This is a genomic window from Silvimonas sp. JCM 19000 (assembly GCF_054652575.1).
The window spans coordinates 18,293-39,819 of record NZ_BAAIHC010000030.1 but is presented as its reverse complement, the minus strand read 5'-3'; the positions used below and the strand labels follow the sequence as shown (position 1 = coordinate 39,819).

The window sequence follows — 21,527 nt, the reverse complement described above, 5'->3', positions numbered from 1 at the left end:
TGTTTATGCCGCGGCCAGCCAGGCGTCGACTTTGCCCAGCGCTTCACGCAGCACGTTTTCCAGTTCTGGCGTACCGGCGCTCTTGCCCCACAGCATCGGGTCGGCGGCGTAACGTTTGACCGGATCCGCGTCGGCCAGCATGGCGCGGGTGGCGGCCTCGTCCAGAATGCCGTCCTGATACTGATACGGCAACTCACCCGCCGCCCAGCGCTGCAGAAAACGCAAGAACAGGGCGGGCAAGATGGCCGTGGCGTGCGGCGTCTTGCCACGGGCAAAACATTCGTTAATGGTCGGGGCAATAAAGCCGGGCAGCTTGCTGAAGCCATCGGCGGCCACGCGCTGGTTGCTGTCCTGGATATGCGGATTGCTAAAGCGGTCCAGCACCACATCGCGGTACTTGCCCAGGTCCAGCGGGCTGGGGCTCAGGCACGGGATGACGTCTTCGGTCACGTAGTCATACGCCATCTGCCGGATCGCCGGTACCACGGTGCCTTCGTGGATATAGTCCAGCCCGGTCAGCGTTCCGGCCCAGGCGATGCAACTGTGGGTGGCGTTCAGGATGCGGATTTTGGCTTCTTCGTACGGCAGAACTGATTCGACCATTTCAACGCCGACGTTTTCCAGCGCGGGGCGGCCCGCAATAAAGTGATCTTCGATCACCCACTGGATAAAGCTTTCGCCCATTACGGCGGCTTCGTCTGTAACGCCGGTGCTGGCCAGCACGCGCTCGGCCACGGCGGGCACCGGGCGCGGCGTAATGCGGTCCACCATGCAATTGGGGCTGGCGGTGTGGGTGGCGGCCCAGTCGCGCAGTTCTGTTTCACCGCGCAACGCCAGAAACTGCAGCAAGCCGTCGCGGAAACGCTCGCCGTTATGGCGCAGATTGTCGCAGTTCAGCAGCGTCACCGCGCCCGCGTCATTGGCCTGGCGCGCTTTCAGAATGGCGGTGATCGCGCCGTAGATGGTGCGCTTGCTGTCGCCTTTTAAATCTGCCGCCAGGTCCGGGTTGGACTGGTCCAGCTTGAAATGATGGTCGAGGTAATACCCGGCTTCCGTCACGGTAAACGAGATAATGCGGGTGGACGCTTCCGCCCCCGCCGCCGTCAGCGCAGCCAGATCGGCATCCCAATCCACAATGCGGCTTACCGATTTGATGCGCTCGTATTCACGCACGCCCGCCGGATCGACAGTTTCCAGCGTGTATTCGCCGTTCTGGCGTTGCAGCGCTTGCAGCAGCGGCGTCATATCGTCGCGGATATTACCCAGCGCCAGCGTCCAGCTATGGTCACCGCTTTGCAGCAGTCGATGCAGATACCAGGCTTGATGCGCGCGGTGAAACGAGCCGGCTCCAATATGCAGCCAGGTGGCTTGCGAACTATTCATGCTGCTTGCTCCTATATATATAAAGCGTTTGTTACGGCAAGCCGGGCCCCTGCTGGCGTCGCGGCGACGTCGGCCTGGCTTTCCGGCAAACCGGGGACGATGCAAGAACGGAGAGGATGCGCCCGGCGGTTGCCGCGCCGGGCCAGCGTCAAATCAGGCGGCCTGCAGCAATTTGATGCGGCGTGCCGCCTGGCCATTGGCGTCAAACAGATGGCAGCGTTCCGGATCTGCGCTCAGGGCAATCTGTGCGCCATGCGCGTATTCCTGTTCTTCTGGCACGCGCAAAATCAGGCCATCCGGTGCGGCGGCGCAGTCGGCGTAGACATATGCAAAATCGCCCAGCGATTCTTGCGCCGTTACCCGGGCGGCAAAGGCGCCGCTGGCGTTGACATGCAGATGTTCGGGGCGCACGCCCAACGTCACCTTGTCACCCACCTTGAGCGCGGCCGACTCCACCGCGGCCGCTTGTGCGCCGCCGCCCACCAGGCTTACGTGCACCAGCCCATCGGCAATGGCGCTGATCTGTCCGTCAAAGAAATTCATTTTGGGTGAGCCGATAAAGCCCGCCACAAAGCGGTTGGCCGGATGGTGATACAGCGTATGCGGCGAGCCGACTTGTTCCACGCGCCCGGCCGACAGCACCACAATCTTGTCGGCCAGCGTCATGGCTTCGACTTGATCGTGCGTCACGTAAATCATGGTGGTTTTCAGTTGATCGTGCAGGCGGCTGAATTCCAGGCGCATTTTGACGCGCAGCGCGGCGTCCAGGTTAGACAGCGGCTCGTCAAACAAAAACACTTTGGGCTCACGCGTGATGGCGCGGCCGATGGCCACCCGCTGGCGCTGGCCGCCCGAGAGGGCACGCGGCTTGCGGTCCAGCAAATGATCGATGTGCAATATCTTTGCGGCCTTTTGCACGGCCACATCAATTTCTTCTTTCGATTTGCCAGCCAGCTTCAGGCCAAACGCCATATTGGCGTACAGCGTCATATGCGGGTACAGCGCGTAGCTCTGAAACACCATGGCGATGCCGCGTTTGGCGGCCGGTACTTCATTCATGCGCGCGTCGCCGATTTTCAGCTCGCCTGCGGTGATTTCTTCCAGACCGGCAATCATGCGCAGCAAGGTCGATTTGCCGCAGCCGGACGGCCCGACAAACACCACAAATTCGCCGTCCTCGATGTCGAGGTTGATATCGCGCATGACTTCTACTTCGTCGTAGCGCTTTTGAATGTTACGCAGAGTCAATCCAGCCATTGCTTTTGTCCTTGAGTGCCTACGCGTGCAAGCCGCGTCGCGTGAGGGATAAAAAAGAACTGCGTTTTATCGCGTTGCTATCCATTTATTGACTGCCACCAGGTGGCCCGTAACGCCGACCTATCTAGCCATCAAGCGTGCTATCCATACAGCGACTAAACCTGCAAAAACATAGATTTAGTCGGCATCCCGGCCCGGCTTAGACTGCGGCCCATTGCGCCACGCGCGTGGGCAACTCAGTCATGTCATCAAACACGGCGTGGGCGCCAGCGGCCAACAAGCGACGGCTGGCGCCGATCTCGCCATGGCGCGCGCCGACAAACCCCAGCACGGCCAACCCGGCGGCCCGCGCCGCCGTCACGCCGGCCACGCTGTCTTCAATCACCAGCGTGCTGGCGGACTGGCCACCCAGACCATTACAGGCCGCACGGTATAAATCGGGCGCGGGTTTGGGTCGCAGCGCCACATCCGGCGTGTACACCTGGCCACCAAACAAATCGCGCAAGCCCGCACTACTGAGCCCGGCTTCAACGCGCGGGCGGCTGCTATTGCTGGCCACCGCCAACGGTCGTTGCAGTGCGGACAACGCTTGCAGCACGCCGGGGATGGCCTGCGCCTCGGCGATACAGCGCGCCTCGACTGCGGCTTCCAGCGCCAGCGTTTCGGTCATGCTGAGCCGTAGTTCCAGCTCGATCGCCATGTCAGCGGCGATGGCGGGCAATGTCATGCCCAGGCGCGGCCGCAAGAAGGCGTCGAGTACCGGGCGTGGCGCCCGGCCATCCAGCCCGTCAAGGATGGCGGCCAGCGCAACGCTTTCGCTATCGAGCAACACGCCGTCGCAATCACAGATGACATGGGTGATGCCTGTCATTTGACCGCCCCGAACGTCATGCCCCGCACCAGTTGCTTTTGTGCCAGCCAGCCCAGGACCAGGATGGGCGCCACCGCCAGCAAGGACGCCGCTGACAATTTGGCCCAGAACAAACCTTCCGGATTGCTGTACGAGGCGATAAACACGGTAAGCGGTGCGGCGTTGACGCTGGACAGGTTCAGGCTCCAGAACGCCTCGTTCCATGAAAAAATCACCAGCAACAGCGCCGTTGAGGCCAGGCCCGGCAGCGCGGTCGGCAGCAACAGATGCAGCATTTCCTGCCAGGCGTTGGCGCCATCGATGCGCGCGGCTTCAAGGATTTCTTTGGGCACTTCATTGAAGTAGGTGAATGCCATCCACACCGCAATCGGCAGATTGATCAGCGTGTAGATGATGATCAGCCCGGTAATGCTATCCAGCAGCAGCGTGGTCTTGGCCAGCAGATAGATCGGGATCAACACGCCCACGGCCGGCATCATCTTGGTAGACAGCATCCACAACAGGATTTTTTGCGCCCGCTTGCCCGGGAAGAACGCCAGCGAATACGCCGCGGGCACCGCCAACGCCAGGGACACGATGGTCGAGCCGATCGAGACATAGATCGAGTTGCTGACAAAGCCCAGGTAATGGCTGCGTTCAAATACTTCGTTAAAGCTTTGCAGCGTGGGCTTGAACAGCAGCGACAGCGAGTACGCGTCCTGTTCGGTCTTGAAGGCGGTGACGGCGATGATCAGGATGGGCAGAAAGATGACAAATGCCGTCCCCCACCCCAACACGCCCACCCACCATGGGGCTTTATCGTTCATTTTTCGTACTCCCCTTTCAGGTTCTTCGACAGCATGCGCACAAGGAAGAACGACACCACATTGGCCAGCACCACCGCGATCACGCCACCGGCCGAAGCGATGCCGATATCAAACTGTTGCAAGCCGATCGAATAAATCAGCCACGTTAGCGTGGTGGTTTCGGTGCCGGGGCCGCCGGCGGTGGAGGTAAAGATTTCGGCAAAGATCGACAGCAAAAAGATGGTCTCGATCATCACCACCACGGCAATGGCGCGCGACAGATGCGGCAGCGTGATGTAGATAAAGATGCGGATCGGGCCCGCGCCATCCAGCTGCGCGGCTTCTTTCTGTTCCTGGTCCAGCGATTGCAATGCGGTCAGCAAAATCAGAAACGCAAACGGCAGCCATTGCCACGACACCATCACAATCACCGACCACATCGGGTACTGCGCCAGCCAGTCAATCGGCTGCAGGCCCAGGGCGCGGAAGATGTTGGCCCACAGGCCATACACCGGGTGCAGGATCATGTTTTTCCAGATCAGCGCGCTGACCGTGGGCATTACAAAAAAGGGCGCGATAACGAGGAGTCGCGCGATACCCCGCCCTGCAAACGGTTGGTCAAACAGCACGCCCAGCAGCAAACCACCCACTACCGAAATCCCCAGCACCGAGCCGATCAGGGTCAGGGTGTGGCCAATGGCGGGCCAGAAGGCCGGGTCATCCAGCAGGTAGCGATAGTTATCAAGGCCGACAAAGCCGGTCTGGTCCGGGTTGAGCAGGTTGTAACGGATGGCGGAGAAATACAGCGTCATCAGCAACGGCACCAGCATCCACAAAAACAGCACCGCTACCGACGGCGTCAGCATCAGGCTGGCCAGCGGCAATTTGCTGCGCGGCTGCACGGCCGGGGTGAGGGTTTCACCGGGCGGCAGGGGGGCTACCGTCGCATTGAGAACTTGTTGAGTCATGGGGGACACCTGTGCGGGTCAGTCAGGGGACCACCGGAAACCGCCTGGCAGCGCGGCTTCCGGTGACGACGTACCAGCGCGGATTACTTGAGATAACCCGCTTGTTTCATGGCGCGCTCAGTCGAGGCTTGCGAGTTCTTCAGCGCCTGGTCGATGGTCAGCTTGCCGGTCAGCGCGCCTGCCACGTTCTGGCCCACCACGGTGCCGATGGACTGGAACTCAGGGATGGTGGCGAACTGCACGCCGATGTACGGCACTTTCTGCACGGTGGCATCGGTCGGGTTGGCGGTGTTGATGGCGCTCAGCACAAAGCTGGCAAACGGCGCGGCTTTTTGATATTCCGGATTGGCGTAAGTGGATTCACGCGTACCGGACGGCACCGAAGCCCAGCCCTTGTCTTTGGCGACCAGCGCGATGTATTCCTTCGAGGTAGCCCATGCCGCAAATTTCTGTGCGGCGGCCTGGTTCTTGGACGACTTCGGCACGGCCAGCGACCACATCCACAGCCAGTGCGCGCCCTTCGGCGAAGTACCTTGCGGTGCAGCGGCGAAGGCCACCTTATCGGCTACTTTGGATTCCTTGCCGTTGTACAACATGCCGGCGGCGACAGTGGCGTCGACCCACATGGCACACTTGCCGCTACCAAACAGCACCAGGTTTTCGTTAAAGCCATTGGCGCTGGCGCCCGGAGGGCCATATTTGCCGAGGATGTCGACGTAAGTGGTGACGGCCTTCTTCCATTCCGGCGTATCGATGGTCGGCTTCCAGCTTTGATCAAACCAGCGGCCGCCGTAGGTATTCACCATGGTGCCTACCAGTGCCATGTTTTCGCCCCAACCGGCCTGGCCGCGCAAGCAGATGCCGTAAACGCCGGCGGCTTTGTCGGTCAGTTTTTCAGCAAAACCCTGAATATCGGTCCAGGTCGGCTGATCCGGCATCTTCAGACCCTTGGCATCAAACAGGTCTTTGCGATAGTAGGTCATGGAGCTTTCGGCATAGAACGGCACCGCATACAGCTTGCCTTTGAGCGACAGGCCATCGCGTACGGTCTTGATCACATCGTTAAGGTCATAGCTGGCGGGCAGATCCAACGGGCTCAGCCAGTTTTTGCCCGCCCAGATCGGGGCCTCGTAAGCGCCGATGGTCATCAGGTCAAACTGGCCCGAACCGGTGGCGATATCTGTAGTAACACGTTGACGCAGTACGTTTTCTTCCAGCGTTACCCAACGCAACTGGATGTCCGGATTAGCTTGTTCAAACGTCTTGGAGAGCTTTTGCAGCTCGATCATGTCGGGGTTGTTGATGGTGGCAATGGTGACGGTGGCGGCGCTGGCTACACCAGCCAGTCCAACAAACGCGGCAGCGATTGCGGTAGTCAGGGTCTTGTTCACGTTGATCTCTCCATACTTTTCGTTGAGTGGCCGGTGCAGAGCAAACCCGGCTGTTACAGCCACGCAAGGGCGCGGCCTTTGTTATTGCGTTGGGTAAAACACGATCAGTGAGCGTAGCGACCAGGTGCTGCGGCACAACACGCGAAGCAACCCGGCGATCAGCACCCCAGCTCAAACTGTGGCACTATTTACGTAGTGAGCATTTATTCACTACGCGGGCAAATATTCGCTTCACGTTTGATCCTTGTCAAGCATTTGCTCGCGCGCTGAGCAAATGCACTGCAACATACCGGGCTGTCTTTTGCTGCCGCCCGGTGGTAAAACAGCCGCAAGCCGCAGGGGCACGGTTACAATCCGGCGCAGCCCCACGGCCGCTCAACCCAGGCGCTACGGGGCTTTACAGGAAAATCATGTCGAGACAACAAGAGAAACTGGACCAGGCTGCGCGCGCCGCGTGGATGTATTACGTGGCCAACAACACGCAACATGAAATCGCAGAGCATCTCGGCATCAGCCGACAGATGGCGCAGCGTCTGGTGGCGTACGCGGTAGAAGAAGGCCTGGTGCGCGTACGCATCGACCATGACGTCAGCGATTGCCTGGCGCTGGCCGAGGCGATGAAAACGCGCTTTGGCCTGAGCCTGTGTCGCGTGGTCCCGGCCGGCAACGCCGAAGGCGACGTGCTGCGCCGCATGTTGGCGGTAGCGGGCGCGCAGGTGATGGACCAGTTTTTGCAGTCAGATAAACCGCTGGTGGTGAATCTGGGTTCGGGCCGGACCCTGAAGGCGGTGATTGATGAACTGAGCGAAATCGAGCGGCCGCAGCATCGCATCGTCTCGATGGTGGGGGCGATTGCCAGCGATGGCGCCTCCAATCGCTACGACGTGGCGCTACGCACCGCCGAAAAGACGCGTAGCAAATACTTTATGCTGCCCGCGCCGCTGATTGCCGACAGCGCGGAAGACTGCCGCCAATGGTGTAGCCACCGCGTGTATCGCGTGGTGAGCGAGCTATCGGCGCATGCGGACGTCACTTTCCTCGGCATCGGTTCAATCGGACCGGGCTGCCCGCTGCAGGAAGACGGTTTTTTAAGCGCGGATGATATTTCGCAATTGATGGGCCTGGGCGCGGCGGGCGAGATGATAGGCCACGTACTCGATCACAACGGCCAGGCACTGGATTCGCCGCTGGCGCAGCGCGTCACCAGCTTGCGCCTGCCGATGTCCGCCGCGCAGCCTGTGATCGGCTTTGGCGGCGGCAAGGCGAAGTACACAGCGCTGAACGCCGCATTGCGCGGCCGCGCCCTCAGCGGGCTGGTGACCGATGAAGCCAGCGCACGGCAAGCGCTGGCGCAGGCGTAACAAACAGCAGCGGAAAGCGTCTCGGTAATGTGTTGCCCTGGAGAGGTTTTGTCCTGGCTGGGGGCAACGTGCATTTGGCTATGCCGTGGACGCGGGCTGGCCCCGAAATGTGCGTTGTCCCCGCAAGCGAGGACAAGTCCCCGCAAGCGAGGACAAGCCCGGGGGTAACGCATCCTACGTGAGCTTTTTGATCATCAAGCGGCCACGTTTCAGTTCGGCCTGGATCAGCTTGAACATATCCAGATCAAACGCCGGGCGTGGCGCGGACAGCAATTCGGCCAGTTGTTCATCATCGCGCGCCGAGCCCAGATAATTCCAGTTCTCCAGCACATGCAGCACCGCCGCATCGCCCTGCCCTTCAGCCAGCGCCACCGGCCCGGCATACGGCCACGCGGGCATTTTCAGCTTCGATAACGCCGCCAGAACGCGCGCGTTATGCAATCCGACCGGTTCTTTGCCCATGCAAGCGCCGCGGCATTTCTGCGCCAGATGGCTGCTGCACGGCGTGACCGTTTCGAAACCCAACAAAGTGCGGCACAGATTATGCGCGTCGGCCAGCCGGGTTAACGCCGTCTTCGCCTCGCGCTCGCTGCGGAACGGGCCAAACCAGAATTCATCTGGTCCGGCTTCAGCCAGGTTTTCCAGCGGCACCAGGGCAATTTCCAGCGGCGCGTCGGGCTGCGGCATTAAGCGCCATGCCACCAGTTCGCGCGTTTTACGCAGACGCGGGCTGTATTGCGGCGACAAACTGCGCAGCAGGCTGGCTTCGTGCAGCAACGAGCCAAACTCGCCCGCAGTCTCCGCCCAGTCCACGCGCTTGAGCAGTCCCAGCATCTGCGCCTCGCGCGCTTTTTTGCGGTCCTTCAGGTCAACCGAGAAATGCGTCAGCACGCGCTTGCGCACATTGCTGCTGCGGCCGATAAACAGCGGTTCGTCACCGTCGCCGTAAAACACATAGACGCCGTGGCTTTCCGGCAGATCGTCCACGATGGCGGGGTCGACACCGGCTGGCACCACCGGCTGGCGCGTCAGATCCTGAATCGCGGCGTGGATGGCGGTGACGGGATGATCGCGCTGGGCGGCATCCAGAAACTGCTGCAGCAACAGCGCATCGGTGAGCGCACGGTGGCGTTCGCCGGGCACGCTCAAGCCGTGGCGCGCCACCAGCGTATCCAGACTGTGTTTGTGTTCGTGCGGATAAAGCTTGCGCGACAGTTTGACCGTACACAGCACGCGCGCGCTAAAACGCAGCCCCAGCCGCTTGAATTCCTGCTTTAAAAAACCGTAGTCAAAGCGCGCGTTGTGCGCGACAAACACACGGCCTTCCAGCTTTTGCAGCAAGGTGGGCGCCAGTTCGGCAAAGGTGGGCGCGTCGGCCACCATGGCATCGTTAATGCCGGTCAGTTGCTGAATAAACGGGGGGATGGGTCGCTGCGGGTTGACCAGACTTTGCCAGCTGCGAATGCCGTCGGCGTCGATCTGCACCAGTCCGACTTCGGTAATGCGATCGGTGGCTGGCGTGGCGCCTGTGGTTTCCAGATCGATCAGCACCAGCGGCGCATCAAAGTACGGATTATTCATGGGGATTCCAGGGCGACGGCGGGCCGCCGCCCCTGTAACAACTACTCAATCAATAAACGCTCAAGCCGCCAGACGTTGGCGCACAAACGTCGCCGCATCGGCCAGACCGACTTTCTGCATTTCGCCACCGGCACGTGCCACGTATTCGACATTGCCTTCCGCCAGACCCTTGTCGCCGATGGTAATGCGGTGCGGAATGCCCAGCAGTTCCATATCGGCAAACATCGAGCCCGGCCGCTCGTTACGGTCGTCCAGCAGCGCATCGACACCGGCCGCGATCAGGCTGTTGTACAGCGCATCGGCGGCCGCCTTGACGGCTTCGGAGCGATGGTAGCCCACTGCCACCACGGCCACGGCAAACGGCGCCATCGCCGCACTGAAGATGATGCCGCGCTCGTCATGGTTCTGCTCGATGGCCGCAGCCACAATGCGCGACACGCCAATACCGTAGCAGCCCATTTCAAAGTGCTTCTGGCTGCCGTCTTCGGCCACATAAGTGGCGTTGAGCGCGGCGGAATACTTGGTGCGCAGCTGGAAGATATGGCCGACTTCGATACCGCGGCAGATATCCAGCGTGCCTTTGCCATCCGGTGCCTTGTCGCCCACCACCACGTTGCGGATATCGGCCACCACGGTCGGTTCCGGCAGATCGCGGCCAAAGTTGACGCCCGCGAGGTGGAACTTGGGCTTGTTGGCGCCGACCACAAAGTCGCTCATGGCATTCACCGTCAGATCGGCGATCACGGTGATATCGCTGGCGATACCGACCGGGCCAAGGAAGCCCGGCGGGCAGTTAAAGCGCGCGCGGATTTCTTCTTCGGTGGCAAAGCGGAATTCGCCCACGCCGGCCACTTTGCCCAGCTTCACTTCATTCAGCGAATGATCGCCACGCAACAGCGCAACGATAAACTGGCCTTCACCGCCCACCAGCGCGATCAGCTTGACCGTGCGATCAATGCCGATGCCCAGCAACTGCGCCACAGCTTCGCAGGTGGTTTGCTTGGGGGTATCCACATCACGCATTTGCTCAGCCGGGGCGGCGCGCGGGGTGTCCGGAGCAAAAGCCGGCGCCAGCTCAACGTTGGCGGCGTAATCCGAATCGGGGTTGTAGGCCAGCAGATCTTCACCGGCATCCGCCAGCACCTGGAATTCATGGCTGCCCGAACCGCCAATTGCGCCGGTGTCGGCGGCAACGGCGCGGAACTTCAGGCCCAGACGGGTACAGACATTGGAATACGCCGTGTACATCTTGCCGTAGGCCACTTCCAGACCGGCGAAGTCGGCATCAAACGAGTAGGAATCTTTCATCACGAATTCACGCGCGCGCATCACGCCAAAACGCGGGCGGATTTCGTCGCGGAACTTGGCCTGAATCTGATACCAGTTTTGCGGCAATTGCTTGTACGAACGCAGCTCGGAACGCGCGATGTCGGTAATGACTTCTTCGTGCGTGGGGCCATAACAGAAATCGCGATCATGCCGATCTTTGATCTTGAGCATTTGCGGGCCAAACACGGCCCAGCGGCCCGATTCCTGCCACAGCTCGGCGGGCTGGATGGTGGGCATCAGCATTTCTTGCGCGCCCGCCTTGTTCATCTCGTCGCGCACAATGGTTTCGATCTTGCGCAGCACGCGCAGACCCAATGGCATCCAGGTATACAAACCGGAACCCAGCTTTTTGATCAGCCCGGCCCGCACCATCAGCTTGTGCGAAATCAGCTCCGCTTCGGAGGGGGCTTCTTTGAGGGTATTCAGGAACAGCTCGGAGGTACGCATATTGGGGCGCTGCAATCTGGTATTTGGAATCCGCGATTGTAGCAAGGAAGCCCGTGCGTGGGGACGGCGCGGGGCGCGCGACCGCATCGGCGGCGCGCCCCGGCAAACTGCTTTACATTTCTTCGAGTACCGCAATGCCGAGCAGACCGAGGCCGGTCTTCAGCGTATTGGCGGTGGCGGCGCACAAGCGCAGACGGCTGGCGCGGGTGGCGGCATCGTCGGCCTTCAGCACCGGGCAGGCATCGTAGAAGCGCGAGAACTTCTGTGCCAGACCATACAGATAGGCGCACAAGAAATGCGGCGCAGTTTCCGCCGCCACTTGTTGCAGCAGATCGGGCAATTGCGCCAGCGCCAGCGCCAGCGCGTGTTCGGCTGGCTCCACCAGCAGCAGCGGCGCGTGTTCATCCACGGTGCCGGCTTGACGGAAGATGCTGGCGACGCGCGTATAGGCATATTGCAGATACGGCGCGGTGTTGCCTTCAAAGCTGAGCATGCTGTCCCAGTCAAACACGTAGTCGCTGGTGCGATGCTTGGCCAGATCGGCGTATTTGACGGCGCCGATACCCACCGCCTTGGCGATCTCGCGGCGTGTGGCTTCCGGCATATCGGGGTTCTTGCTGGTGACCAGATCAAACGCGCGCACTTCGGCTTCGTCGAGCAATTCCACCAGTTTGACAGTGCCACCGCTGCGCGTTTTGAACGGCTTGTTGTCCTTGCCCATCATGGTGCCAAAGGCCACGTGTTCCAGCACCAGCTCGGGCCGCACAAAACCCGCCTTGCGCGAGACGGCAAATACTTGCTGGAAGTGCAGACCCTGGCGCGCATCCACCACATACAGCACGCGGTCGGCGTGCAGGGTGTGGTCGCGATAACGCGCGCAGGCCAGATCGGTGGTGCTGTACAGATAGCCACCGTCCTGTTTTTGCACGATATAGGCTGCGGCCTCGCCTTCTTTATTGCGGAATTCGTCGAGGAACACCACCTGCGCGCCCTGGCTTTCCACCAGCAGGCCCTGGGCTTTCAGGTCGGCCACGACCTTGGGCAGATCGTCGTTATAAGCCGATTCGCCCATCACATCGTCCGGGGTCAGCTTGACGCCCAGTTGCGCGTACACGGCGTGGCAATGCGCCAGCGAAATTTCGCGGAAGCGTTCCCACAGCGCCAGGACCCGGGTATCACCGGCTTGCAAACGCACCACGTAATCACGCGCGGTATCGGCAAAAGCCGGGTCGGCGTCAAAGCGCGCTTTGGCGGCACGGTAGAACTCTTCCAGATCGTGCAGCGCCAGCTCGGCCGGTTGGGTGGATTCTTGCTCAAACAGATAGGCCGTCAGCATGCCGAACTGGGTGCCCCAGTCGCCAACGTGGTTCTGCCGGATGACCTTGTGGCCAATAAATTCAAAGACGCGCGCCAGGGCGTCGCCAATGATGGTGGAGCGCAAATGGCCCACGTGCATTTCTTTGGCCAGGTTGGGCGACGAGATATCAATGACCACGGTTTCCACGTGGCCGGTGCCCGCGCCCAGGCGCACATCGTCTTGTTGCTGCAGCACGCGGCTGGCCAGAAATTCATCGCTGAGCGTGACGTTGATAAAGCCGGGGCCGGCGATTTCCAGCTTGCTGGCGATGCCATCCAGTTCCAGATCGGCCAGCACGCGCGTGGCCAGTTCACGCGGATTGGTTTTGAGCGCTTTGGCTGCGCCCATCACGCCGTTGATTTGATAGTCGCCAAATTCCGCCTTGGAAGCGGCCTGGACCAGCGGGGCAGCGTCGGGCGCACCGGCTTTGGCAAAGGCGGCGGCGGCGCGTTGGGTGAGCAGTTGCAACAGAGTCATGTGCGGATAGCCAGAAAAACAGTTTCGCGAAGGGGGCCATTGTAAAGCAAAGCGCCGGGCAAAGCCTGCGGCCCGGGTAAGCGTCCTCTTGCAGCGTCAGCAGGGATTGTCCTGCGCCAGCGGCAATGGCCCCGGGCGCGTTTGGCTGACGCGCGTTGCCGGGCCTGACTGATGTTGATGAACACGGCTGCGGCAGAAGATGGGATCACACCATTAAACCAACAACGGAGAGACTCTGATGAAACCCATCGTAACCCTGCTTCTGGCCGCCGCGCTGAGCGCCGGCGGCGTCGCCATGGCTGCGGACAGCACCACCGCCCCGCCTGACACCAACACCGACAATATGACCAAACACGTCAAGCCCGATGATTCGACCCAACCCAAGGTGACAAAAGACGCCACCAAAAAGAAGGCCAGCAATCATAGCCAGGGCAAAGACCAGGGCGGCACCAAGACTGATCGCGGCACCGGTGGCGATGCCACCGGCGGCACCACCGCGCCCGGCGGTACTGGCGGCAGCGGCGGTTAATCCGCACGCTGGATTAGCCCGATAAAAAACACCGTCCGCTCACCCTAGCGGCGGTGTTTTTATAGGGTGGGACTAGTCCCACCGACCAAAGCTAATAGACACAGCAGGGAACCTGGCATACCGCCTCGGACCGTGGTCCGTTGCGAAACTTCAAAGCCGCATGTCAGGTGCGGTGCGCTTGACACATCACTTTACACGGTGGGTCCAGACCCACCCTATGGGACTCTGGTGATCGGCAGCGTGAAGTTAAAGCACACGCCGCCGGTGTCCAGATTGCTGGCGTGGATGATGCCGCCGTGGGCGGTGATGATTTCACGGCAGATCGCCAGCCCCAGCCCCGATCCGCCTGCAGGCGAGGTCGCCGTGCCTTGCACAAAGCTCTCGAAAATACGCGCCAGTTCATCATCAGGGATGGCCGGGCCGTCGTTGCACACCCCTACATGCAGCATTGCGCCGTCGCTGTGCATCAGCACGCGGATTTCACCCGGTGACGGGCTGAACTTGAGCGAGTTGGACAGCAGATTGCGGATCACCTGAGCAATGCGGAAGCTGTCGCAATGCACGGTGTCGCTGTCGCAGCCGCGTACCGTCATCGTCACATGCCGCCGTGCCGCCAGCGGCTCCAGTTCTTCTACCACCGTGTTGACGATGTGGCACAGCTGGGTATCGACAAAGTGATAATCCATCTTGCCCGCTTCCAGCTTGGCGATATCCAGCAAATCATTCACCGTGGCCAGCATGCGTTCGCCCGATTTGGCGATGTTTTCAAAATAGCGGCGCAGTTTGTCCGGTTCGGCCTGTGCCGCCTTTTCGATGCCGATGCGGGCAAAGCTGAGGATGGCGTGCATCGGCGTGCGCAATTCATGCGAAATATTCGAGACAAATTGCGTCTTGGCCCGGTTTGCCGCATCGGCCTTGTCCCGTGCCGCGCGTAGATCGGCGGTTTGTGCCGCCACAATGTCCTGCAGATGGTCGCGCGCCAGCCGGGTTTCTTCGGCAGCTTGCTTCAGCTCGGTGATATCGCGCACCAACCACAGCACGCTCCAGTGATAGGTGGACGAACTGGGCAGCGGCATTAACCGTGCCTCAAACCAGCGTGCCGGCAAGGGCGTATTCACCGGATAAACCAGCCGGTGCGGCGCGCCGCGCATCAAGGCATCTTGCAATGCCGTGCGGGCCAGATCGTGATAGTCCTCCGGCAGCGTGCTGAACACATTCTGTGCCACCGGGTTGCCCGCAAACAAAGCAGCCGTCTTGCCAAAGGCCTCGCGCACCACGCCATGCTGATCAATCAGAAACACCGGGTCCGGTAGGATTTGCGACAGCGCCTCCAGCCGCGCTGCGGTTTGCCCTGCCAGCTCGGCCTCGCGCGCCAGTTGCTTGGCCGCATGCAGCAACTGCCCATCGCGCTCGCCCACCCGCTCGGCCATCCCGGCGAGGGCACGCGCCAGTTCGCCCAACTCATCGTCCAGCCGCGCGCTTTTGAGGTCGAGCGCATATTCGCCATCGCGGATGCGCTCAGCGGCAATCACCATTTCCTGTAAGGGCTCGGCCACATGCCGTTGCAACACCAGCCACATAATCAGCAATTCCAGCAGCAACGAAGCCGCGCCCAGCAACAGCACATAGCTGGCATTGGCCCGCGCGATGCTGGCCAGCAGGCTGCCCGGATACACCACCACCAACTTCCATTGCGGCCCGGCGATGGTGGACACCGCCACCAGATAGTCACCGCGCGGCGTGGTGGCAGAACCATGGCCGTCCGGCACACTGAGCGCGGCTTGCACGATGTTTTCCAGGGTTTTGTCGTGCAACTGGCGTACGTCCAGATTGCCGCCGGCTTTGGCAATTTCTTTGGCCAGCGTGGGATGCGCAATCAACTGGCCGTCGCTGCGCACAATCAGGTTCCATGTGCCGGGCAAGTGCGTGTTCTGCGTGCGCCGCACCAGATCGTCTATCGCAATATCCTGCCCCAGGCTGCCCACCCAACGCCCGTCCAGATCGGCCAGCGACACGTGCGAAATCATCCATTTGCGTGCGCCCTCGTCAAAATAAACCGAGGTCCAGAACGACTTGCGCGCCGGATTGGCTTTGGGCGCCGAGCGCCATACGGTTTCATATTCAAAGATATTGGTGCTGGGTGTGGCACTCAGACTCCAGTCCACAAATGGCGCGTAATTGATCGACAGCTGCTCCGGCATATTCATGAAGCTATCGAGAAAACGATTGGTGGTCAGCGGCCCCCATTCGCTCAGCAACTGGTAGCCGGTGAGCACGCGACGGCGCAGATCGGGGGTAATGGGCACGTCATTGCGGATAAACAGCGTGGCTTTGTGTCGGAAGTCGCTGATCTCGGGCCGCACCCGGATCAGCCCGTCAGGCGAGCGGCCAAAGTGCGCGTCGAATTCGGCTTGCGGATCAGTCTGGCCCAGCGCCTTCAGGCGGCGCAGATATTCGTCGGCCAGCATGCGGGTCTGCGTTTGCGCCAGCAGAAAATCTTGCGATTCGTGATTGGCGCGCGCCTCGGCGTAATTGGCCAGGCCGGTGGTCAGCATGTGTTGCAGACTGTTGTACAGATGCCAGTAGCTGCCCAGCGTGACCAACACAATAACGACGGCCACGCGCAGCCCCATGCGTGTGAGCGCGCGGCGTGTCAGCGTTAGACGAGGGCGTGGCAACACCGGCATCAGAAGGTCCTGCGGATTCGCGTTTATGGGGCAAGCGGCTTACGGCGTAGCGACACGATTGCGCCATCCCTGAAAGATAGGTGTTTAAGCGCGCGCCCGCCATACGCTCATCTTTCCGGCCTGGCCTTTTTGAAGAGCGCCAACGCCCGATCGCGCTGCGTGCCATGGTCCACCACGGGTTCGGGGTAATCATGCCCCAGCCGGATACCGGCTTTTTCCAGCACACCGGGTTTGGCCAGCCACGGCGCATGCAAGGCTTTGCCGCTCAGGCCCGTCAGCTCCGGACAATAACGCAAAATAAAGCGGCCCTCCGCGTCGAATTTTTCTGACTGCATTACGGGATTAAAGATACGGAAATACGGTTGCGCATCGCAGCCGGTGCTGGCCGCCCATTGCCAGCCGCCGTTGTTGGACGCCAGATCAAAATCAATCAGCTTCTCGGCAAAATAGCGCTCACCCCAGCGCCAGTCGACCAGCAGATCCTTGACCAGAAAACTGGCCGTCACCATGCGCAACCGGTTGTGCATATAACCGGTCTGATTGAGCTGGCGCATGGCGGCATCCACCAGCGGGTAGCCGGTGCGGCCTTCACACCAGGCGACAAACAAGGTCTCGTCATTAGCAAAAGCCAGGTGCTGGTATTCCGGCTTGAAGGCCTGCTCAGCCACGTCGGGCCGATGCCACAGGATTTGCGCATAAAAATCACGCCATACCAGTTCGCTCAGCCAGGTATTGGCGCCCTCGCCGCCGCGATGATGCGCATAAGCGGCCAGTTCGCGTAGCGACACCGTGCCAAAGCGCAGATGTACCGATAGATAAGACGGGCCTTTAATCGCCGGAAAATCGCGCGTTTCGTGATAGCGGTTGATCCGGTGCTTGAAGTCTTCAAACAACGCCTCGCCCCCCTCCACGCCCGGCGTCACGCGCAAGCCGTCCAGCGCGTCGGCGGCAAAACCCAGTTGCTTCAGCGTTGGTATGACTTGCGGCGGCAGCGGCGCCAGTTGCGCCAGGTATTGCCGCACCGGATAGGCTTTCAGATAAAAGGCATTCAGCTTTTGCATCCACGCCCGCTTGTACGGCGTAAACACACTGAACATGCCACCCGCCTGAGTGAGCACTTCGTCGCGCTCAAAGATCACCTGATCCTTGAAGGTCAGCAATTCGACGCCAGTTTGTTCCAGTGCATGGCGCACCTGTTCATCGCGCGCACGGGCGGCGGGTTCATAGTCGTGGTTGGTATACACCGCAGTCAGGTCATGTTGCCGGGCCAGGTTGACGATGGCAGCGACGGCGTGATCGTGTACTGTGATCAGGTCGCTGCCCGCCTTGCGCAGTTCGGCTTGCAGTGCATGCATGCTGGCGTGGATAAACGCCACCCGCCGGTCGGACTGCGGCAAACCGTCCAGAATATCGCGGTCGAAGACAAACACGGGCACTACCTCGGCGCCCGATTTAAGCGCATGGTACAGAGCGGCGTTGTCATGCAGACGCAGGTCGCGCCGAAACCAGAACAACGCTTTCTGCTTTACTGAAGTTTTAGCCATTGTGAATCTGGGTCATCGATGGGCGTTCAGTATACGAAGGGAACGCCCCGGTTGAGTTAACCGCGCACCGCAGTGCTTGTGCAATAATTGGACCCATGGATATGAATCTGACGCGACAATTTCTGATCGCAATGCCGAATCTGGTAGACCCGATCTTTGAACGCACCCTGGCCTATATCTGCGATCACAACGAGCGCGGTGCCATGGGCGTGATTGTTAACCGCCCGCTCGGGATGGCGCTGTCATCGCTGTTCGAGCAGATCGACGTTGAGTTGCATCGACCCGATGTGGTTGATTTGCCGGTGCATTTTGGCGGCCCGGTGCAAACCGATCGCGGCTTTGTGCTGCATCAGCCCCTGGGCGAATGGCAATCGACCCTGGCAGTCAGCGAAGAAATCGGCCTGACCACGTCCAAAGATATTCTGCTGGCGGTCGGCGAAGGCGCGGGCCCCGAGCATCTGTTTGTGACGCTGGGCTACGCCGGTTGGGAAGCCGGCCAGCTGGAAAACGAAATCGCGCAGAACGCGTGGATCTCGGTCGATGCCGATCCGGACATTATTTTCAGCCTGCCGCCCGAAGGCCGTTACGAAGCCGCCCTCGCGCTGATGGGCATCGATATGGCCATGTTGTCTAAAGAAGCTGGCCATGCCTGATGTGCCGCGCGCTAACCCCGCAAAGTCGCCCCCCTGCTGGTCAGGGGGGTGTTTGTATCCGCAGCCGTCGCGGCTGAATTCTGGTGGCGCATGAGTACCCTTCTTGCATTTGATTTTGGCGAAGCACGCATCGGTGTGGCGGTTGGCTCCACCGAGCTGGGCATCCCACACCCGGTCTGCACCATTGCCGCCATCGACAATGACACGCGCTTTGCCCGTATCACCGCGCTGATCGCCGAATGGCAACCGCAACAACTGGTGGTGGGCATGCCGCTGTCGCTGGACGGCGAACCCACCGCCATGAGCAAGCTGGCGCGCAAATTTGGGCAGCGTCTGTACGGCCGCTTTAATCTGCCGGTCGATTATGTGGATGAACGCCTTAGCTCCGCCGCCGCCAGCAATGCGCTTGATGAAAGCGGCGTGCGCGGCCGCAAACAGAAAACCGCGCTCGACCAGGTGGCGGCCATGCAGATCCTGCAAGGCTGGTTTGATGGCGCCATCATGAGTGCGCCGCCCGATTGATGCTACGCCGCAGCCCGCCCTACCCCGATTCGTAAGACTCTGCTGGAAACCCATATGAAAAATCCACAACTGGATGCCAACAAGGCGCTTATCCATCTGTTGAGCACCGAAGGCCTGCCGCGCACGGTGCTGGAACAGATCCTGGACCGCGCCGCCGAATACGTGACCGAGATGGAACAGGGCCACAAGAAATTTCCGGTGCTCACCGGCAAGTCGGTCTTCAACCTGTTTTTTGAGAACTCGACCCGCACCCGCACCACCTTCGAGATTGCCGCCAAGCGTCTTAGCGCCGATGTCATCAACCTGAACATCAACGCATCGTCCACCGCCAAGGGCGAAACGCTGCTCGACACCATCCACAATCTGGAAGCGATGGGCGCTGATCTGTTTGTGGTGCGGCATGCGCAATCGGGCGCGGCGCATCTGATTTCGCAACACGTCAAACCCGGCATTGCCGTGGTTAACGCTGGCGATGGCCGCCACGCGCATCCCACGCAGGCACTGCTGGACATGTACACCATCCGCCATTTCAAAGGCGATTTCACCGGTCTGCGTGTGGCTATCGTCGGCGATATTCTGCATTCCCGCGTGGCCCGTTCGCAGATTCATGCGCTCAGCACGCTGGGCTGCCCGGAAATCCGTGTGATCGCGCCCAAGACCTTGCTGCCGATCGGGGTCGAGCAACTGGGCGTGCATGTTTATCACGATATGGCCGCAGGTCTGAAAGACGTCGATGTGGTGGCGATGCTGCGCCTGCAGAACGAGCGCATGAGCGGCGCCTATCTGCCGTCCACTCAGGAATTCTTTAAATACTACGGCCTGACCGCGGAAAAACTGGCGCTGGCCCGGCCCGATGCCATCGTGATGCACCCCGGCCCGATGAACCGTGGCGTCGAAATCGACTCCGCCGTGGCCGATGGCCACCAGGCCGTGATCCTGCCACAAGTGACGTTCGGCATCGCCGTGCGCATGGCAGTGATGGCACTCGTCGCAGAAAACCAGGCCCACGCCCTGGCCCACCACAAAGGTCACGCCGCATGAAACCCACTGTAATCCGCAACGGCCGGCTGCTGTGCCCGGCGCATGGGCTGGACCAGATCGCCGATCTGTACCTGGCCGAAGGCAATATCGTGGCCATAGGCGCTGCGCCCGACGGCTTTGTGTCTGAACGCGACATCGACGCAACTGGCTTGTTGGTGCTACCGGGACTGGTGGATTTGTCCGCGCGCCTGCGCGAGCCCGGCTTTGAATACAAAGCAACGCTGGCCTCCGAAATGGCCGCCGCCGTCGCCGGCGGCGTTACCAGCGTGGTCTGCCCCCCCGACACCGATCCGCCGCTGGACGAGCCCGGTCTGGTCACCATGCTGCGCCAACGCGCGCGCAATCTGGATCTGGCCCGCGTCTATCCGGTCGGCGCCTTGACGCGCGGTCTGAACGGCGAAGATCTGACCGAGTTGGCCGAATTGCGCGACGCCGGGTGTGTGGCCTTCAGCCAGGCCAATCATCCGATCCAGAATCTGCAAGTGCTGTACCGCGCCATGCAATACGCCGCCACCTTTGATATCGAGCTGCGCCTGCGCGCGCAAGAGCCCACGCTGGCGGGCGATGGCGTGGCGCACGATGGCGAATACGCCTCGCGCCTGGGTTTGACCGGTATTCCGGTGATTGCTGAAACGGTGGCCATCAATACCATCACCGAACTGATGCGTGCTACGGGCGCCCGCGTGCATCTGCGTCTGGTTTCCAGTGCGGCCGGGCTGGCGCTGGTACGCCAGGCCAAACGCGACGGCTTGCCGCTAACCTGCGATGTATCGATCAATCATCTGCATCTGGCCGATATTGATATTGGCTACTTCGACAGCCTGTTCCGTTTTGACCCACCGCTGCGCAGCGTGCGCGACCGCGATGCCATCCATACCGCCTTGCTTGATGGCACCATCGATGCCATCTGCTCGGACCACACGCCGGTGGATGACGATGCCAAGCTGGTGCCGTTTGCCGAGGCTGAGGCAGGCGCCACCGGGCTGGAATTGCTGCTGCCGCTCACCCTGGCCTGGGCCGAACAATACAAAGTGCCGCTGCCGCTGGCACTCGGCCGCATCACCAGCGCGCCGGCCGCCATGCTCGGCTTTGAAGCCAGCCTGCGCCCCGGTTGCCGCGCCGACCTGACGCTGGTCGACCTTGATGATTACTGGATGGTCACGCCGCAGGCCCTTAAAAGCCAGGGCAAGAACACGCCATTCAACGGCCGCGAAGTGCGTGGCAAGGTCAAATACACGCTGGTCAAAGGCAAAGTCGTCTACAGCGCATGAACCAGGGTGCGTTACCCCCAGGCGGGGTAACGCACCCCACCCGGCATCCGCCTCTCCGCGTTATTTCTGGCGA

The 21,527-nt window shown here is 61.0% G+C and carries 17 protein-coding genes; 6 read left to right on the top strand and 11 right to left on the bottom strand.

The window, feature by feature from the left end; genetic code table 11:
• Window positions 1–3: 3 nt before the first annotated feature.
• The 6 genes from dalD to ACYQ1A_RS19290 form a co-directional block, all read right to left on the bottom strand.
• Window positions 4–1,383 (bottom strand): D-arabinitol 4-dehydrogenase, encoded by a 1,380-nt coding sequence (gene dalD, locus ACYQ1A_RS19315; RefSeq protein ID WP_499364762.1) that lies wholly within the window; start codon window positions 1,381–1,383, stop codon window positions 4–6.
• A 153-nt stretch (window positions 1,384–1,536) separates the two neighbouring features.
• A complete protein-coding gene (locus ACYQ1A_RS19310) occupies window positions 1,537–2,640 on the bottom strand; it encodes an ABC transporter ATP-binding protein (protein WP_499364758.1) in 1,104 nt (367 codons plus the stop codon).
• A 199-nt stretch (window positions 2,641–2,839) separates the two neighbouring features.
• Entirely contained in the window at window positions 2,840–3,511 is a 672-nt protein-coding gene (locus tag ACYQ1A_RS19305; protein ID WP_499364755.1) for an HAD family hydrolase, read from the bottom strand.
• The gene (locus tag ACYQ1A_RS19300; protein ID WP_499364752.1) at window positions 3,508–4,317 is read right to left on the bottom strand and encodes a carbohydrate ABC transporter permease; all 810 of its coding nucleotides are present in this window, start codon (window positions 4,315–4,317) and stop codon (window positions 3,508–3,510) included. The genes ACYQ1A_RS19305 and ACYQ1A_RS19300 overlap by 4 nt, the downstream gene beginning before the upstream one ends.
• Window positions 4,314–5,264: a carbohydrate ABC transporter permease gene (locus tag ACYQ1A_RS19295; RefSeq protein WP_499364748.1), complete on the bottom strand. Its 951-nt coding sequence runs from the start codon at window positions 5,262–5,264 to the stop codon at window positions 4,314–4,316. The genes ACYQ1A_RS19300 and ACYQ1A_RS19295 overlap by 4 nt, the downstream gene beginning before the upstream one ends.
• Window positions 5,265–5,347: 83 nt before the next feature.
• A complete protein-coding gene (locus ACYQ1A_RS19290) occupies window positions 5,348–6,655 on the bottom strand; it encodes an ABC transporter substrate-binding protein (protein ID WP_499364745.1) in 1,308 nt (435 codons plus the stop codon).
• 410 nt (window positions 6,656–7,065) lie between these two features.
• On the opposite strand from ACYQ1A_RS19290, the gene ACYQ1A_RS19285 reads away from it, so the two are divergent.
• A complete protein-coding gene (locus ACYQ1A_RS19285) occupies window positions 7,066–8,016 on the top strand; it encodes a sugar-binding transcriptional regulator (protein WP_499364743.1) in 951 nt (316 codons plus the stop codon).
• 174 nt (window positions 8,017–8,190) lie between these two features.
• On the opposite strand, the gene ACYQ1A_RS19280 is transcribed toward ACYQ1A_RS19285, so the two are convergent.
• The 3 genes from ACYQ1A_RS19280 to argS form a co-directional block, all read right to left on the bottom strand.
• The gene (locus ACYQ1A_RS19280; RefSeq protein WP_499364739.1) at window positions 8,191–9,597 is read right to left on the bottom strand and encodes an exonuclease domain-containing protein; all 1,407 of its coding nucleotides are present in this window, start codon (window positions 9,595–9,597) and stop codon (window positions 8,191–8,193) included.
• Window positions 9,598–9,657: 60 nt separating this feature from the next.
• A complete protein-coding gene (locus tag ACYQ1A_RS19275) occupies window positions 9,658–11,373 on the bottom strand; it encodes a proline--tRNA ligase (protein WP_499364735.1) in 1,716 nt (571 codons plus the stop codon).
• A gap of 112 nt (window positions 11,374–11,485) precedes the next feature.
• Window positions 11,486–13,207 carry an arginine--tRNA ligase gene (gene argS / locus ACYQ1A_RS19270; protein ID WP_499364734.1) on the bottom strand — a complete coding sequence of 574 codons (1,722 nt, stop codon included), beginning with the start codon at window positions 13,205–13,207 and terminating at the stop codon, window positions 11,486–11,488.
• 238 nt (window positions 13,208–13,445) lie between these two features.
• Between argS and ACYQ1A_RS19265 the strand changes: the two genes are divergently transcribed.
• Window positions 13,446–13,736: a hypothetical protein gene (locus ACYQ1A_RS19265; protein ID WP_499364732.1), complete on the top strand. Its 291-nt coding sequence runs from the start codon at window positions 13,446–13,448 to the stop codon at window positions 13,734–13,736.
• Window positions 13,737–13,951: 215 nt separating this feature from the next.
• On the opposite strand, the gene ACYQ1A_RS19260 is transcribed toward ACYQ1A_RS19265, so the two are convergent.
• Together ACYQ1A_RS19260 and ACYQ1A_RS19255 are read right to left on the bottom strand one after the other, a co-directional pair.
• Window positions 13,952–16,357 carry a sensor histidine kinase gene (locus tag ACYQ1A_RS19260; RefSeq protein ID WP_499364730.1) on the bottom strand — a complete coding sequence of 802 codons (2,406 nt, stop codon included), beginning with the start codon at window positions 16,355–16,357 and terminating at the stop codon, window positions 13,952–13,954.
• Window positions 16,358–16,530: 173 nt separating this feature from the next.
• Entirely contained in the window at window positions 16,531–17,967 is a 1,437-nt protein-coding gene (locus ACYQ1A_RS19255) for a cryptochrome/photolyase family protein (RefSeq protein WP_499364726.1), read from the bottom strand.
• 95 nt (window positions 17,968–18,062) lie between these two features.
• Between ACYQ1A_RS19255 and ACYQ1A_RS19250 the strand changes: the two genes are divergently transcribed.
• The 4 genes from ACYQ1A_RS19250 to ACYQ1A_RS19235 all read left to right on the top strand — a co-directional run bounded on the left by ACYQ1A_RS19250 (window position 18,063) and on the right by ACYQ1A_RS19235 (window position 21,454).
• Window positions 18,063–18,620: a YqgE/AlgH family protein gene (locus tag ACYQ1A_RS19250; RefSeq protein ID WP_499364722.1), complete on the top strand. Its 558-nt coding sequence runs from the start codon at window positions 18,063–18,065 to the stop codon at window positions 18,618–18,620.
• Between the two features lie 90 nt (window positions 18,621–18,710).
• Window positions 18,711–19,142, top strand: coding sequence for a Holliday junction resolvase RuvX (ruvX, locus tag ACYQ1A_RS19245; RefSeq protein WP_062224302.1), 432 nt, complete (start codon window positions 18,711–18,713; stop codon window positions 19,140–19,142).
• A gap of 54 nt (window positions 19,143–19,196) precedes the next feature.
• A complete protein-coding gene (locus tag ACYQ1A_RS19240; RefSeq protein WP_499364718.1) occupies window positions 19,197–20,183 on the top strand; it encodes an aspartate carbamoyltransferase catalytic subunit in 987 nt (328 codons plus the stop codon).
• Entirely contained in the window at window positions 20,180–21,454 is a 1,275-nt protein-coding gene (locus ACYQ1A_RS19235; protein WP_499364715.1) for a dihydroorotase, read from the top strand. The genes ACYQ1A_RS19240 and ACYQ1A_RS19235 overlap by 4 nt, the downstream gene beginning before the upstream one ends.
• Window positions 21,455–21,527 lie beyond the last annotated feature (73 nt).